Origin of the sequence: Bacillus sp. B1-b2 (genome assembly GCF_009183415.1) — a bacterium.
In the GTDB taxonomy this organism is placed as follows: Bacteria; Bacillota; Bacilli; order Bacillales; family Cytobacillaceae; genus Niallia.
Map to the genome: position 1 here is coordinate 60,074 of NZ_WEHU01000001.1, position 15,280 is coordinate 75,353.

14 protein-coding genes are annotated in these 15,280 nt (G+C 33.9%); 13 read left to right on the forward strand and 1 reads right to left on the reverse strand.

Going from position 1 to position 15,280, the window contains the following annotated elements; translation table 11 throughout:
• The first annotated feature begins 176 nt into the window (after nt 1–176).
• From F9279_RS00360 to rpsA, 9 genes are all read left to right on the forward strand, one after another.
• On the forward strand, nt 177–1,454 hold the full coding sequence (locus F9279_RS00360; RefSeq protein WP_152110651.1) for a Glu/Leu/Phe/Val family dehydrogenase: 1,278 nt from the start codon (nt 177–179) through the stop codon (nt 1,452–1,454).
• A 225-nt stretch (nt 1,455–1,679) separates the two neighbouring features.
• Nucleotides 1,680–2,651 (forward strand): YpdA family putative bacillithiol disulfide reductase, encoded by a 972-nt coding sequence (locus tag F9279_RS00365; protein ID WP_152110652.1) that lies wholly within the window; start codon nt 1,680–1,682, stop codon nt 2,649–2,651.
• Nucleotides 2,652–2,691: 40 nt separating this feature from the next.
• The gene (prsW, locus tag F9279_RS00370) at nt 2,692–3,390 is read left to right on the forward strand and encodes a glutamic-type intramembrane protease PrsW (protein WP_152110653.1); all 699 of its coding nucleotides are present in this window, start codon (nt 2,692–2,694) and stop codon (nt 3,388–3,390) included.
• Between the two features lie 164 nt (nt 3,391–3,554).
• On the forward strand, nt 3,555–4,673 hold the full coding sequence (sleB, locus tag F9279_RS00375) for a spore cortex-lytic enzyme (RefSeq protein ID WP_152110654.1): 1,119 nt from the start codon (nt 3,555–3,557) through the stop codon (nt 4,671–4,673).
• Between the two features lie 14 nt (nt 4,674–4,687).
• Entirely contained in the window at nt 4,688–6,034 is a 1,347-nt protein-coding gene (ypeB, locus tag F9279_RS00380; RefSeq protein ID WP_152110655.1) for a germination protein YpeB, read from the forward strand.
• 191 nt (nt 6,035–6,225) lie between these two features.
• Entirely contained in the window at nt 6,226–6,888 is a 663-nt protein-coding gene (locus tag F9279_RS00385; RefSeq protein WP_152110656.1) for a flagellar brake protein, read from the forward strand.
• A 77-nt stretch (nt 6,889–6,965) separates the two neighbouring features.
• The gene (locus F9279_RS24785) at nt 6,966–7,139 is read left to right on the forward strand and encodes a DUF5359 family protein (RefSeq protein WP_193224365.1); all 174 of its coding nucleotides are present in this window, start codon (nt 6,966–6,968) and stop codon (nt 7,137–7,139) included.
• Between the two features lie 185 nt (nt 7,140–7,324).
• Entirely contained in the window at nt 7,325–7,999 is a 675-nt protein-coding gene (gene cmk, locus F9279_RS00390) for a (d)CMP kinase (RefSeq protein WP_152110657.1), read from the forward strand.
• Nucleotides 8,000–8,194: 195 nt separating this feature from the next.
• On the forward strand, nt 8,195–9,331 hold the full coding sequence (gene rpsA / locus F9279_RS00395) for a 30S ribosomal protein S1 (RefSeq protein WP_152110658.1): 1,137 nt from the start codon (nt 8,195–8,197) through the stop codon (nt 9,329–9,331).
• A gap of 67 nt (nt 9,332–9,398) precedes the next feature.
• On the opposite strand, the gene F9279_RS00400 is transcribed toward rpsA, so the two are convergent.
• Nucleotides 9,399–9,545 (reverse strand): YpzI family protein, encoded by a 147-nt coding sequence (locus F9279_RS00400; RefSeq protein ID WP_152110659.1) that lies wholly within the window; start codon nt 9,543–9,545, stop codon nt 9,399–9,401.
• A gap of 393 nt (nt 9,546–9,938) precedes the next feature.
• Between F9279_RS00400 and F9279_RS24790 the strand changes: the two genes are divergently transcribed.
• The 4 genes from F9279_RS24790 (at nt 9,939) to spoIVA (ending at nt 14,963) form a co-directional block, all read left to right on the forward strand.
• The gene (locus F9279_RS24790) at nt 9,939–10,289 is read left to right on the forward strand and encodes a hypothetical protein (RefSeq protein ID WP_193224366.1); all 351 of its coding nucleotides are present in this window, start codon (nt 9,939–9,941) and stop codon (nt 10,287–10,289) included.
• A 278-nt stretch (nt 10,290–10,567) separates the two neighbouring features.
• A complete protein-coding gene (gene der / locus F9279_RS00410; protein ID WP_152110661.1) occupies nt 10,568–11,878 on the forward strand; it encodes a ribosome biogenesis GTPase Der in 1,311 nt (436 codons plus the stop codon).
• A 12-nt stretch (nt 11,879–11,890) separates the two neighbouring features.
• Nucleotides 11,891–12,943 carry an NAD(P)H-dependent glycerol-3-phosphate dehydrogenase gene (locus F9279_RS00415; RefSeq protein ID WP_152110662.1) on the forward strand — a complete coding sequence of 351 codons (1,053 nt, stop codon included), beginning with the start codon at nt 11,891–11,893 and terminating at the stop codon, nt 12,941–12,943.
• A gap of 541 nt (nt 12,944–13,484) precedes the next feature.
• Nucleotides 13,485–14,963 carry a stage IV sporulation protein A gene (gene spoIVA, locus F9279_RS00420; RefSeq protein WP_152110663.1) on the forward strand — a complete coding sequence of 493 codons (1,479 nt, stop codon included), beginning with the start codon at nt 13,485–13,487 and terminating at the stop codon, nt 14,961–14,963.
• Nucleotides 14,964–15,280 lie beyond the last annotated feature (317 nt).

Below are 15,280 nucleotides of genomic sequence, written 5' to 3' on the forward strand. Positions count from 1 at the left end.
GTATTTAAGTTGGAATTCTAACACCTATAAGAGGAAACTTCTTGCATCTAAATCATTTCAGTGTATACTAACCATTGAAAACGTTATTTTTAAGGTATTATGATCAGATTAAAGTAATTATTCTTAATAAGAAGAACTACTACAAAGAGAAGGTAGTTTTTTAGGAGGATTTATTAATGGTAGCCAAAAAGTCTAATGAGAAGAATCATGTAGAAGAGCAACACGATGTTTTAAAGTCAACTCAGACTATCATTCATAAAGCTTTAATGAAACTTGGATATTCAGAAGAAGTTTATGAATTGCTAAAAGAACCGATTCGAATGATGACAGTTAAGATTCCAGTAAGAATGGATGATGGAACTGTCAAAATCTTCACTGGCTACCGGGCACAGCATAACGACGCAGTAGGACCTACAAAAGGTGGAATTAGATTTCATCCAAATGTTACTGAAACGGAAGTAAAAGCTCTATCTATTTGGATGAGCCTAAAGTGTGGGATTGTAGACCTTCCTTACGGTGGAGGTAAAGGTGGAATTGTGTGTGATCCTCGAGATATGTCTTTTCGTGAATTAGAAAGATTGAGTCGTGGATATGTACGTGCTATTAGTCAAATAGTAGGTCCTACAAAAGATATTCCTGCACCAGATGTGTTTACAAATTCGCAAATAATGGCTTGGATGATGGACGAGTATAGTCGTATTGACGAATTTAATTCACCAGGATTTATAACAGGAAAACCTCTTGTATTAGGAGGATCGCAAGGTAGAGAAACAGCTACAGCTAAAGGGGTAACCATTTGTATAAGAGAAGCTGCAAAAAGAAAGGGAATAGCAATAGAAGGAGCACGTGTTGTAGTCCAAGGTTTTGGTAATGCCGGAAGCTTTTTAGCTAAGTTTATGCATGATGCAGGTGCAAAAGTAATTGGTATTTCTGATGCATATGGGGCCTTGCATGATCCAAATGGCTTAGATATTGATTATTTATTAGATCGACGTGATAGCTTTGGTACAGTGACAAACTTATTCAATAATACCATTACTAACAAGGAATTATTGGAATTAGATTGTGATATATTAGTTCCTGCAGCAATAGAAAACCAAATTACAGAAAATAATGCTTATGAAATAAAAGCAAGTATTGTGGTAGAAGCTGCTAATGGACCAACTACTTTAGAAGCAACTCGTATTCTTACCGAAAGAGGGATTCTATTGGTTCCGGATGTATTAGCATCTGCTGGTGGAGTTACCGTTTCTTACTTTGAGTGGGTTCAAAATAATCAAGGATATTACTGGACTGAAGAGGAAGTAGAAGAGCGTTTAGAAAAAATGATGAGCAAATCATTTGAAAATATCTATGAAACAGCAGAAACACGTCGAATTGACATGAGACTTGCAGCCTACATGGTTGGAGTTCGCAAGATGGCAGAAGCTTCTAGATTCCGTGGTTGGATTTAATGGAATGTTAAAGAAAATGTAATAAGATTATTCTAAATGGAAACAAGATTACTATTGATGAATTGACAAAAATCTCCTATCCTATAAGTAGGAGATTTTTTATTATGTTATAATGATTTCATGTGAAGATTTACCCTATAAATGAATGCTTTTTAGTTTTTGTCTTATATGATAACAACTTAAATAAAAGTCTTCCTTTTGTATATAGATGGAGGAGTGAAATAAATGATAAGAGAAGAAGCGATTATTGTTGGAGCAGGTCCTTGTGGTCTTGCAGCTGGAATTGCTCTAAAAGAAATCGATATCAAGCCATTAATTATAGAAAAAGGGAACGTAGTTAATGCCATTCATGGCTATCCTACTCATCAAACCTTCTTTAGTACAAGTGAAAAGTTAGAAATTGGCGGCGTGCCATTCTTGACAGAGCAATATAAGCCAAATCGTAATCAAGCATTGGTTTATTACAGAGAAGTAGTAAAAAGAAAAAACTTAAACATACATGCATATGAAGAAGTGTTAGAAGTCCAAGAAACAAGTGAGCATGAATTTATTGTTAAGACAAGTAAATACACTTACATAACCCCTTATTTAATTATTGCTACAGGTTATTATGATCATCCAAATTACATGAATGTACCTGGTGAAGATAAGCAAAAGGTCATGCATTATTTTAAAGAAGCACATCCCTATTTCAATCATGATGTAACTGTTATTGGCGGGAAAAATTCAAGTGTGGATGCTGCTATAGAACTGGTTAAAGCAGGAGCTAATGTCACCGTCCTTTACAGAGGTACTGAATATTCTACTAGTATAAAACCGTGGATTCTGCCAGAATTTGATTCTTTAGTCAGAAATGGAACGATTAATATGGAGTTTCATGCAAATGTAGTAGAAATTACAGACAATACCCTTTTATATGAGGTGGATGGAAAAACAAAAGAAATTCCAAATGATTTCGTGTTTGCAATGACAGGTTACCATCCTGATCATAAATTCTTAAAAAAAATGGGAGTTATTATTGAGGAAGAAACAGGTAGACCTGTTTTTAATCCTGATACAATGGAGACAAATGTGAGAGGAATATTCATCGCAGGAGTTATTGCAGCAGGAAATAATGCAAACGAAATATTTATTGAAAATGGAAGATTTCATGGCGAACAAATAGCTAAAACGATCGCTTTACGCTTATCCAAATAGTAGTGACATACTCTAGATAGGAGAAAAGAGGATACCTATAATGTTGGCGATACTCTCAGCCGGAATAGCACCTGGATTAGCATTAATGAGCTATTTTTATCTCAAAGATCAATACGATACGGAACCAATTTCACTTGTTTTTCGATCATTTATAGCTGGAGCACTTTTGGTTTTTCCCATAATGTTTATACAATATGTTCTTCAAACCGAAAATGTATTTACTTATAATATATGGCAGTCCTTATTATCAACTAGTTTATTAGAAGAATTTTTTAAATGGTTCATTTTATTTTTTACAGCAGTAAAACATGCTGATTTTGATGAACCGTATGATGGCATTGTATATGGTGTAGCTGTTTCTTTAGGATTTGCAACAGTGGAAAATATTCTATATTTAGTTGCAAATGGAGTAGAGTATGCAATTGGTAGAGCCTTATTACCAGTTTCCAGTCATGCATTATTCGGTGTAATAATGGGCTATTATTTTGGAAAAGGGAAATTTATCGTACCAAAGGGGAAATGGTTAGTATATTCTTTACTTGTACCATTCGTATTACATGGTGTATACGATTATATTCTTACATTGAAGGAAAACTGGCTGATCATCATTACTCCATTTATGTTTTTCCTATGGTGGTTAGGACTTAAAAAAGTAAAAAGTGCAAGAGAATTAAGTCACTTGCATTTGCAAAGCAGAATAGAAAGCACAGGAACCAGAGAAGGGGATATTTACCATTGAGGTAATCAGAGAGCTCTCCTCCTTCGTATAGAAGTATTTTTATCCTTCCATAGAATTATTTAGCAAAGTGTTCATTCACACTTTGCTTTTTTTTTGTATAAAAAACCATTTGCTACAAAAAATACAGGTAATGTTAAAAGTATTTTAAAATGGGGGGAATAAGCATGAATAAAAAGTTTTTACTTGTAAAAATCTCAGTCATCTTATCCTTATCGATTGGATTAATTTACGTTCCTTCTTTTGAGAAAAAAGCATATGCTTTTTCCGGACAGGTTATCCAACATGGAGCGGTAGGAGATGATGTCATTGAACTACAATCAAGGCTCCAATACGTAGGTTTTTACAATGGAAAGATTGATGGTGTGTTTGGATGGCGCACCTATTGGGCTTTAAGGAACTTTCAATATGAGTTTGGACTTCCAATCGATGGATTAGCTGGAAGTAAAACAAAAGAAAAGTTGGCTAAAGCAACACAGTACAATGAAAAGTTTGTAAAAGAACAAATAAATCGAGGGACAAAGTTTAGTCATTACGGAGGTGTTGATTTAAATAAGCAAAAGACCCCTTCAGCTAACGAAAAACCACAAGAACAACCAAAGCAACAACCGAAGCAGCAACCAAAACAAAGTCAGAACAATAATACGGCAAATAAGCCAAAAGAAACACCAAAACAAAATACAAGTGAAAATAATAATACAACGCAAAAAAACGAAGCACCACAGAATAATACAGCACAAAACAATAATGCAGCACCCAATAATAACGAAACTCAAAACAATAATACAGCACAGAACAATAATGCAACTCAAAACAATAATACAGCACCGAATAATAACGCTACACCTCAAACAAATAATACAAATAAGGCTGGTGGTGGAGAAAATGTGACAGGGAAAAGTGCAACAGCAGCAAATGTCCCTAATGGGTTTTCGCAAAATGACATACAGCTTATGGCAAATGCCGTATATGGCGAATCTAGAGGGGAACCTTATGTAGGTCAAGTTGCTGTGGCTGCAGTTATTCTTAATCGTGTAAGCAGTGCTTCATTCCCTAATACCGTTTCAGGGGTTATATTTGAGCCAAGAGCATTTACAGCAGTAGCTGATGGTCAAATTTGGCTTACACCAAATGAACGTGCAAAAGAGGCAGTATTAGATGCAATAAATGGATGGGATCCAACTGGGCAAGCATTATATTATTTCAATCCAAACACAGCAACAAGCCCATGGATTTGGACACGACCACAAATAAAGCAAATTGGTAAACACATATTCTGTAAATAGTGGGGTGAATTAGTATGTTAAGAGGTATATTAATTGGAGTATTAACAATTGGAGTTGCAGGTGCAGCCTTTTATGGTTACCAAGAACATAAAGAAAAAAACGCGATATTACTTAATGCAGAGAATAATTATCAAAGAGCATTCCATGATTTAACCTATCAGGTAGATCTATTACATGACCAAATTGGTACAACACTTGCTATGAGTTCACAAGAATCTCTTTCCCCTAGCTTAGCAGAGGTATGGAGAATTACATCTCTAGCACATACAGATGTTGGTCAACTACCATTAACTTTAATGCCTTTTAATAAAACAGAAGAATTTCTCGCTAATATAGGAGATTTTAGTTATAAAACGGCAGTACGAGATTTAAATAGTAAACCTTTATCAGAAGATGAATATAACAGTTTAAAGAGTTTATATAAAGAAGCAGCTGAAATTCAAGATGAATTACGAAATGTTCAGCATTTAGTGTTAGAAAATAATTTGCGTTGGATGGACGTAGAAATGGCATTAGCAACAGATAAGCAAATGGATAACACTATTATTGATGGTTTAAAAACAGTAGAAGAAAAAGTAGAAGGATATGCAGAAACTAGCTTAGGTGTTACTAATGTGAATTTAGAAAAGAAAAAAGAAAACTATAGTAATTTAAAAGGAAGCAATATATCCAAGTCAGAAGCAGAGAAAATCGCAAAAAATTATGCTGAGTTTAAAAATCCTGTTGAAATAAAAGTCACTGAAAATGGAAAAGGCTCTGACTATGGCTTTTATAGTGTATCCTTAAAGGATAAAGATTCAGGTGCGGAAGCAAGTATGGATATTACCAAAAAAGGTGGTTATCCTATATGGTCCATAGTTTCAAGAGATGTAAAAGAAAATAATATTAGTCTTAATGATGCAAGTAATGAGGCAGTAAGATTTTTAAAAGAACATAATTTTAAGGATTTAGCTTTATTTGAAAGTACTCAATATGAGAATATTGGTGTATTTAATTTTGTGACAGAGATAGATGGTATTAAAATCTATCCAGACAGCATTAAGATGAAAGTGGCACTAGATAACGGGAATATTATAGGTTTTGCAGCAGATGATTATTTAAAAGCAAGCAAGGAAAGAGAAATAAGTGATCCTGTTGTCTCGAAAGAGGATGCAAGGAAAAAAATTAATCAACAAGTGAATGTTATGGATGATGGACTAGCAGTTATCATTAATGACTTAAATGAAGAAGTACTATGTTATGAGTTTATTGGAACATTAGATGATGATACGTATCGAATCTATATAAATGCAAGTAATGGAATAGAAGAAAAAGTGGAAAAGCTAAAAAATGCTGAACCGTTATATGAAGAAGTAGTATAAGTGATGAAAAGACAGTTGATCTCAGGGACAACTGTCTTTTTCATCAAATTTGTTTTTATTGAAATGTATTTAGCAGTTTACGAGGTGGCAGGTATCTTATTTTCTTCTTAGATTGTATTGCCAAGTTAAAAACTTTCATGCAATAATGAAAGAAAATCTACCATCATCTTGAAAGAAAGTGTGATACATACATGATTACAATAGGAGATACATTAATTCTTGAGCTTTTTAATGAAGAAAATATTGAACAATATAAAAGTCGAATACTTGAAACAGAAAACAACGAAATGTATATAGAGTATCCGATTCATTTAAAAACAAATAAACTGATTTTTTTAATGAATGGTACACAGGTCAAAATCAATTTTGTAACAAATGATGGAGTAGCGTATATGTTTCATTCCGAAGTATTAGGAAGAAAAAAAGAGAATAATATACCTATGCTTATATTATCTTTTCCTAATTATGAACAAATGATTAAAATACAAAGAAGAAGATATGTACGTGTAGAAACAAGTGTAGATATAGCTATTCATGCATATAACGAGGAATTTAAACCTTTTACAACCGTTTGTTTAGATTTTAGTGCAGGTGGAGCGGCAATCCTAGTACCTAAAACAACCTTACTAGAAGAAAATACAAAAGTAAAAGGATATGTAGTGTTACCATTACAAAATGGAGAATATACCTATTTACAATTAGATGTGGAAATAAAAAGAATTCTAGATTATAACCAAAACTCCTATAAAGTTACATTAGAATTTGTGGAGGTAAGTCCATTTAATAGACAAGCTATGCTAAGATTTAGTTTTGATCGTCAATTATCCTTGCGTAAGAAAGGCTTAGAGATTTGAATAAAGCGAAATAGAAACTCCGATACTATAATATGATCTAAATTTATAAAAGTCATATTAGAAAAGGAGTGCTAAATTTGCGTACAGTAGAAAGAATTATTCTAAAAATAATAGGCATACAAGTGTTTTTTTTAGCAATAGGAATATTTCTTCATCATTTTAACGTTATACCTACTATAAACCAAATTACTCAATATGAAGGAGTTATGGATTCCAACTTTGTGGAAATGCTAGAAACGATTTCAAGATAGAATTAGCCTATTTTTCTCAGGTTTAGAAGAAAGGTTATTTATTCTTCCTGTGCTAGTTTTTCTAGTATCTGTTTATTTAGCAGATGTATTAATTGTAAAATATGTTAAACTAATATAGTGAAGTTTTGTTCTTTATTTAGATTATTATTGGGTGGTACTTCTTCACCAGTTATTCAGGAGGATTTATGAACAAGAAAATTAGTATTGCAATAGATGGTCCAGCAGCTGCAGGAAAAAGCACAGTTGCTAAAATAGTTGCTGAAAATTTAGGATATATATATATAGACACGGGTGCCATGTATAGAGCGTTAACTTATAAAGCACTAGAAAATCACCTTGATTTAGAAGACGAAGCATCCCTTATTGCTATGCTTAATAATACGATTATTGAATTATTGCCTGGAGATAAGGGGCAATTGGTTTATCTTGATAAACAAAATGTAACAGATGAAATTCGTTTAAGTGATGTTACTAACTCTGTTTCAATTGTCTCTAAGCATAAATTAGTACGCGAAGAAATGGTACATAGACAACAGATGTTTGCTACAAATGGTGGAGTGGTAATGGATGGCAGAGATATTGGTACACATGTTATTCCACATGCTGAGGTAAAGGTATTTTTACTTGCATCAGTTGAAGAAAGAGCAGTAAGAAGGCACACTGAGAATGTTCAAAAAGGGTTTGAGTCTGATTTAGAAAAGCTAAAACAAGAAATTGCAACAAGAGATAAAATTGATTCTGAACGGGAAGTCGCTCCATTAAAGAAGGCGGAAGATGCGATAGAAATCGATACAACCTCTTTATCTATTACAGATGTGGTAGAAAGAATTATGGAGTTAACACACCAAAAGACTCTATAAGAACAAATGTCATTCCTTTTTACCTTTAGAGTGAATAAATAATGCTTTCTATAATGTATCTTACTTGACAAAAAAACAAGAATGTAAGAAGTTAAAAGGAGTAGAAATAAAATTAATTTGTTATCATAATTAATTTATCCAAAGCTAGATGATTTATGAAAATCAAATCTAGCACTAGTATAAGGAGGAGTACATATGTCTGAAGAATTAAATGATGTAGTAGTGAACAATTATACTGTAGGGGATGTAGTAGAAGGGCAAATTACGAAAGTAGAAGAAAAACAAGTGATTGTTGCAATTAAGGATAGTAAGCTTGATGGAATTATTCCGATTAGCGAATTATCGAGCTTGCATATTGAACAAGCTAGTGATGTAGTAGCAGAAGGTGACAAGCTAGAATTAGAGGTAATTAAAGTAGAAGAAGATGCACTTGTACTTTCAAAGAAAAAAGTGGACGCAGAAAAAGCTTGGGATCAGTTAGAAGAAAAGTTTCAGTCTGGCGTAGTGTTTGAAGCAGAAGTAAAAGATGTTGTAAAGGGTGGACTAGTTGTTGATTTAGGCGTTCGTGGCTTTGTTCCAGCATCATTAGTAGAAGCTCATTATGTAGAAGACTTCTCAGACTATAAGGGGAAAACTCTTACTTTTAAAATTGTTGAACTAGAAAAAGATAAAAGTCGTCTCATTTTATCACACCGAGCTGTTGTCGAAGAGGAAAAAAGTAAACAAAAGCAAAATCTGTTAGATTCACTAGAAGCAGGACAAACGTTAACAGGAACGGTACAGAGAATTACTGACTTTGGTGCATTTGTTGATTTAGGTGGAATCGACGGTTTAGTTCATATTTCTCAACTTTCACATAATCATATTTCTAGCCCAACGGAAGTAGTACAAGAAGGGCAAGAAGTAACGGTTAAAGTCTTAGGAGTAGACAGAAATAATGACCGTATTTCCTTATCTATTAAAGATACATTACCTGGACCATGGTCGGATATTGCAACAAAAGCTGCAAAAGGTGCTGTTCTAAATGGTAACGTAAAACGTATTGTGTCATATGGTGCATTTGTAGAAGTATTACCAGGTGTAGAAGGCCTTGTTCACATTTCACAAATAGCTCACAAACATATTGGTACTCCTCATGAAATCTTAAAAGAGGGACAAGAAGTTCAAGTGAAAGTATTAGAGGTAAATGAAGCGGATCAAAGATTATCTCTAAGTATTAAGGAATTAACAGAAAAGGAATTTGACGAAGAGGAAGCTTATGAACTTCCAGAAGAGTCTAAAGGCTTTCAGTTAGGCGATATGATTGGTGATCAATTGAAAAAACTAAAATAATTTGCCTACTTTATGAATAAGATCAGACCACATCTAATAGGATGTGGTCTGATCTTATTTTTTTATCTTAGTCAGTTTGTTTATTATCATTTAATAGTCGTCCTTCTTCAGGACTTTGAAGCTCAGTTGCCCCGTTATAATGAATAGCCTGATCTCTATCAGATTCCACTCTTTTACTTTTTTTCAACTTTTTTTCCTGACGATCCTTGCCCATCAATATTCCTCCCATCTTACATGCATTCATTTTATTATTTCACTAATTGATAAAATTATTTATGACTATCATTCTTATCTAATGGTTTAAATTATCGAATACAGAGCCATAATGTATTCGAGGAGAGTGTCATTTATGGAAGGTTCATTATTTTTTTTGTTTTCCTGGATTATATGGATTATTTCAACTTTTTTTATGAATAAACATAACAAAGTTCGAACAAAGCTTTCAGCATTTTTACTGCTTTTTATAATAGTCATGCCTTACGGGCTACATTGGGGAAATCGAAGAATTTCTGTAGGTTTATTTATTACATTATTCTTTAGTTTTTATTATATTAGTAAATTGAATTGGAAAAGTAGGATATATGTTAGTGCTTGTTCTTTTTTTTCAATGATGGCATATGTAGTTTTCGAGTTAATGGCTATTTTAGATCCCATATGGCTCTTGTTACCCAAAGAATGGTTGAAAGCAATAGTAATGGTAGTACTCGTTTTGTTCCTACATAAAGACATTTATAGCCAGATACTCACTCTTTTAACAGGCAATATAATAGGGGAAGTTACATTCGGACTAATTACACGATATTTCAGCATGAACGCAGAGATAGGATCCTTTCTTTTCTTGGATAGTCTACTGACTAGTATGATGGTGATCATAACCATTTCTTATATGAAAGATTTACTAAGTAAACTAGAGAAACATGTCTCATTTCTCGAGAAAGAAAGAACGAAAAATATGTAGAATAAAAGGGTTGAATTCACTTTGGTATTAGAATGTTCTTGCTAGTATGGTATCTCTTTGATAAAATATTTTAGTTAGGGGGCTGCCTCATATGGGGAATCAGCCCCTCTTATTTGTTACTTCATTTTAAATCATGCTTTTATCTTAAGTGAAAGAAGATGATTCTTTGTTATACAAAGTGGAAAATGTATCGATTCTTTTGGTGAAAAATTTAAGATAATGGGAATAAATATAATAAGTGATAAATGGTTATTACGTACTAGAAAGGATTGATAGCTGTGGCAAAACCTGTTATAGCAATTGTAGGGCGTCCTAATGTAGGAAAGTCCACTATATTTAATAGAATTGTGGGAGAAAGAATATCAATTGTAGAAGATATTCCTGGAGTAACAAGAGATCGTATATATAGCTCTGCAGAGTGGTTAAATCATGACTTTAATTTAATAGATACAGGTGGTATTGATATTGGTGATGAACCATTTCTAGACCAAATAAGACTTCAAGCAGAAATTGCTATTGATGAAGCTGATGTTATTATCTTTTTAACAAATGGTCGTGAAGGAGTAACTTCTGCAGATGAAGAGGTTGCAAAAATTCTGTATAAGGCAAAGAAACCTGTAGTACTTGCTGTTAACAAAATCGATAATCCAGAAATGAGAGAGCAAATTTATGATTTCTATGCATTAGGATTTGGTGAGCCATTCCCTATCTCTGGTTCTCATGGTTTAGGATTGGGTGATTTATTAGATGAAGCAGCTGAGCATTTTCCAACTGGGAAATCTAAAGAGTATGATAGTGATACGATTAAGTTCTCTCTAATTGGAAGACCAAATGTAGGGAAATCTTCCTTAGTAAATGCTATTCTAGGAGAAGATAGAGTTATTGTTAGTGATGTAGCAGGAACAACTAGAGATGCCATTGACTCAGAAGTAACAGTTAATGGAGATAAATACGTTATTATCGATACAGCAGGTATGAGGAAAAAAGGGAAAGTCTACGAATCAACAGAAAAATATAGTGTATTAAGAGCATTGCGTGCAATAGAAAGATCAGACGTAGTCTTAGTCGTAATTGATGGCGAAAAGGGTATTATTGATCATGATAAAAAGATCGCGGGTTATGCGCATGAAGCTGGTAGAGCTGTTATTATCGTTGTGAACAAATGGGACGCTGTTGAAAAAGATGAAAGAACAATGAAAACATTTGAACAAACAATAAGAGAGCATTTCTTATTCTTGGATTATGCGCCAGTTGTATTCTTATCGGCATTAACAAAAAAACGAATTCATACATTAATCCCAATGATTAATATGGCTAGTGAATCACATACTAGAAGAGTAGAAACTAGTGTACTAAATGATGTAATTATGGATGCAGTAGCCATGAATCCAACGCCAACTGATAAAGGCAAAAGATTAAAAATTTACTATACTACACAAGTAGCAGTTGGACCTCCTACATTTGTGGTATTTGTCAATGATCCAGAACTGCTTCATTTCTCTTATGAAAGATTTTTAGAAAATCGAATTCGTGATGCATTTGGTTTTGAGGGTACACCAATTAAGATATTTGCAAGAGAGAGAAAATAATGGGGTGTGTGCATGAAATATGGAACTAAAACAGTAGCAATGATTGGTGCTGGTAGTTGGGGAACCGCACTTTCATTGGTACTAGGTGATAATGGTCATAATGTTCGAGTTTGGGGAAAAGATGTACAAACTATTTCAGATATCAATACCTCTCATCAAAACAAGCGATATTTACCAGGTATTTTACTTCCTGAGAAAGTAGTAGGTTATACAGACTTAGAAGCAACATTAAAGGATGCTGACTTTATTATCCTTGCCGTTCCTACAAAGGCGATGAGAGAGGTTATTCCAAGGCTACTGCCGTTTATAGAAGAACCAAAGACCTTTGTTCATGTAAGTAAAGGAATTGAACCAGGTACTTTAATGAGAATTTCTGAAATTATGGAAGAAGAAATTCCAAGTTCAAAGAGAAAAAGTATTGTGGTGTTATCTGGACCAAGTCATGCTGAAGAGGTTAGCCTAAGACACCCAACTACTGTTACGGTCTCCTCTGCTAATATGGGAGAAGCTGAATTAGTTCAAGACTTATTTATTAACAATAATTTTCGTGTATATACAAATCCAGATATTGTTGGTGTGGAAATTGGAGGAGCATTAAAAAATATAATTGCCGTGTGTGCCGGTATTGCGGATGGCTTAGGATTTGGAGATAATGCTAAAGCTGCTTTAATCACTAGAGGTCTAGCTGAGATAGCAAGGCTCGGAACAAAAATGGGAGCTAACCCACTCACTTTTGCTGGTCTTACTGGAATTGGTGATTTGATTGTAACTTGTACAAGTGTGCACTCAAGGAATTGGAGAGCAGGTAACCTCCTAGGTAAAGGCCATGCCCTTGAAGAAGTACTAGATAACATGGGGATGGCTGTAGAAGGGATAAGAACGACAAAGGCTGCTCAACAACTTTCTGAGAAATTTGATGTAAGTATGCCTATTACAAATGCCTTATATAACATTCTCTTTAATAATGAAGATGCGAAAGTAGCAGTATATTCTTTAATGGCTAGAGGAAAAACAAATGAAATGGAAGATTTAGTAAATATCCTTGCCTCTAAATACACAGAATAAGATTATTTTTTAAGTGTTTATACATTTTTAAGCAAATTAGGCGTTTTTATTGGTTCGCAAAACTTTGCTTTTACATAAAATGTCTTGAAGCAACCTGGTGGATTGAACAGGGGATGGGTGAATAGTCAATTAAGCAGAGTAAAAGGTATTTCATCTTTTACTCTGTATTTTTATGTAGCAATGGTTTAATACATAATAAAAAGGGGAAAAGAATTTCTCTTTAATTTATATGAAAATGTCATAACCCTTCTCTTCTTGTATATATTGAAGAGAAGGGTTACTTTTTTGTTTTTATCATGCTTTCCTATCTAGATACATATTGGTGTCTTGATTGAAAAGGCAAAAAAAATAGGTAATGATGTATTCTATTAGACTCCTAGAAACAACATTGCTATGTAAATAGAAGAACAAGAAAAAAAGGAGGACGAAATAAAAAAAGAAGTCATAAAAAGATAGGACAACATCATAAGTATATATTGTCTAATAGTATTATATGGATGATTTTATCCCATGTACTAGGAAAAGTTCAGGAGGGGATCACTTGGAAAAGGTAAATATTTTTAAAGATATTGCCGAAAGAACGGGCGGTGATATTTATTTTGGAGTTGTTGGTGCAGTAAGAACTGGTAAATCAACATTTATTAAGAAATTTATGGAGCTAGTAGTTATCCCTAATATGGAAAATGAAGGGGAAAGAGCACGTACAAAAGATGAGTTACCTCAAAGTGCTGCTGGAAAAACGATTATGACAACTGAACCGAAGTTCGTTCCTAATCAAGCAGCATCTGTTAAGGTAGATGATGGATTAGATGTAAATATTAGACTAGTAGATTGTGTAGGATACACAATTCCAGGTGCTCAAGGATATGAGGATGAAAATGGCCCTAGAATGATTAATACACCATGGTATGAGGAGCCAATCCCCTTTCATGAAGCAGCTGAAATAGGTACAAGAAAGGTTATCCAAGAACATAGTACGATTGGAGTAGTAATTACTACAGATGGTACAATAGGTGACATTCCAAGAAGTAATTATTTAGAAGCAGAAAATAGAGTGATTGAAGAGCTAAAAGAGGTTGGAAAACCATTTATCATGATTATTAATAGTGCTCAACCTTTTCATCCAAATACAGAAGCACTTCGTGTGGAGCTATCAGAGAAATATGATATTCCTGTCATTGCAATGAGTGTAGAAAGCATGAGAGAAACAGATGTCTTAAATGTGATGAGAGAAGCGTTGTTTGAATTCCCGGTACTTGAGGTTAATGTAAATTTACCGAGCTGGGTAATGGTATTAAGAGAAAATCATTGGTTAAGAGATAATTATCAGGAAGCTGTAAAGGAAACAGTGAAAGACATAAAAAGATTGAGAGATGTCGATCGAGTTGTTTCTCAGTTCAGTGAATATGATTTTATTGACAAAGCTGGCCTAGCAGGTATTGAAATGGGTCAAGGGGTTGCTGAAATTGACTTATTCGCTCCTGACGAATTATATGATGATATTCTAAAAGAAATAGTAGGTGTGGAGATTAGAGGGAAAGATCACTTACTAGAGTTAATGCAGGATTTTGCACATGCTAAAACAGAATATGATCAAATATCAGACGCCTTAAAAATGGTCAAACAAACTGGATATGGAATAGCTGCTCCGTCCTTAGTTGATATGAGCTTAGATGAACCAGAAATCATTCGTCAGGGCTCCAGATTTGGCGTAAGGTTAAAGGCTGTTGCTCCTTCTATTCACATGATTAAAGTAGATGTAGAAAGTGAATTTGCGCCTATCATTGGGTCAGAAAAGCAAAGCGAAGAATTAGTTAGATATTTGATGCAAGATTTCGAGGATGATCCATTATCCATTTGGAATTCTGATATTTTTGGTAGAAGCCTAAGCTCTATCGTTCGAGAAGGAATTCAAGCAAAATTATCTTTAATGCCAGAAAATGCACGATATAAATTAAAAGAAACATTAGAAAGAATCATCAATGAAGGGTCAGGCGGCCTTATCGCCATCATTCTATAGAACTCTCTCGAGGGTTCTTTTTTTTTAGGTTATTTTTATGTTTACAGGGATGATACTCCTATGGATCTGTAAGGATTATAAGTAGCCATTTCATCTTAGTTTGGAGAGGCACCCGGTTGACTCCTACGTGAACGAAAAAAAGCAGGAGCATAAGCGCAGATCACAATTTCTAAATGAGCCAAGTGGAAAGCGACAAGTAAGTCTCTGGAAACACAGATTAACCATGTTAAGTTGGTTTAATACTACTAGTAATCCTTTTTGTATGACTTAATCTACTCGTTACTTATAGTAAGTACTAAGAAAAACAACTCTCTATT

Bases quoted from the DNA above. Each gene is read 5' to 3' on its own strand.
- F9279_RS00365 (WP_152110652.1), top strand. From the start codon at position 1,680: ATGATAAGAGAAGAAGCGATTATTGTTGGAGCAGGTCCTTGTGGTCTT.
- cmk (WP_152110657.1), top strand. From the start codon at position 7,325: ATGAACAAGAAAATTAGTATTGCAATAGATGGTCCAGCAGCTGCAGGA.
- F9279_RS00360 (WP_152110651.1), top strand. From the start codon at position 177: ATGGTAGCCAAAAAGTCTAATGAGAAGAATCATGTAGAAGAGCAACAC.
- F9279_RS00415 (WP_152110662.1), top strand. From the start codon at position 11,891: ATGAAATATGGAACTAAAACAGTAGCAATGATTGGTGCTGGTAGTTGG.
- F9279_RS00400 (WP_152110659.1), bottom strand. From the start codon at position 9,545: ATGGGCAAGGATCGTCAGGAAAAAAAGTTGAAAAAAAGTAAAAGAGTG.
- rpsA (WP_152110658.1), top strand. From the start codon at position 8,195: ATGTCTGAAGAATTAAATGATGTAGTAGTGAACAATTATACTGTAGGG.
- prsW (WP_152110653.1), top strand. From the start codon at position 2,692: ATGTTGGCGATACTCTCAGCCGGAATAGCACCTGGATTAGCATTAATG.
- sleB (WP_152110654.1), top strand. From the start codon at position 3,555: ATGAATAAAAAGTTTTTACTTGTAAAAATCTCAGTCATCTTATCCTTA.
- F9279_RS00385 (WP_152110656.1), top strand. From the start codon at position 6,226: ATGATTACAATAGGAGATACATTAATTCTTGAGCTTTTTAATGAAGAA.
- ypeB (WP_152110655.1), top strand. From the start codon at position 4,688: ATGTTAAGAGGTATATTAATTGGAGTATTAACAATTGGAGTTGCAGGT.
- F9279_RS24790 (WP_193224366.1), top strand. From the start codon at position 9,939: ATGATGGCATATGTAGTTTTCGAGTTAATGGCTATTTTAGATCCCATA.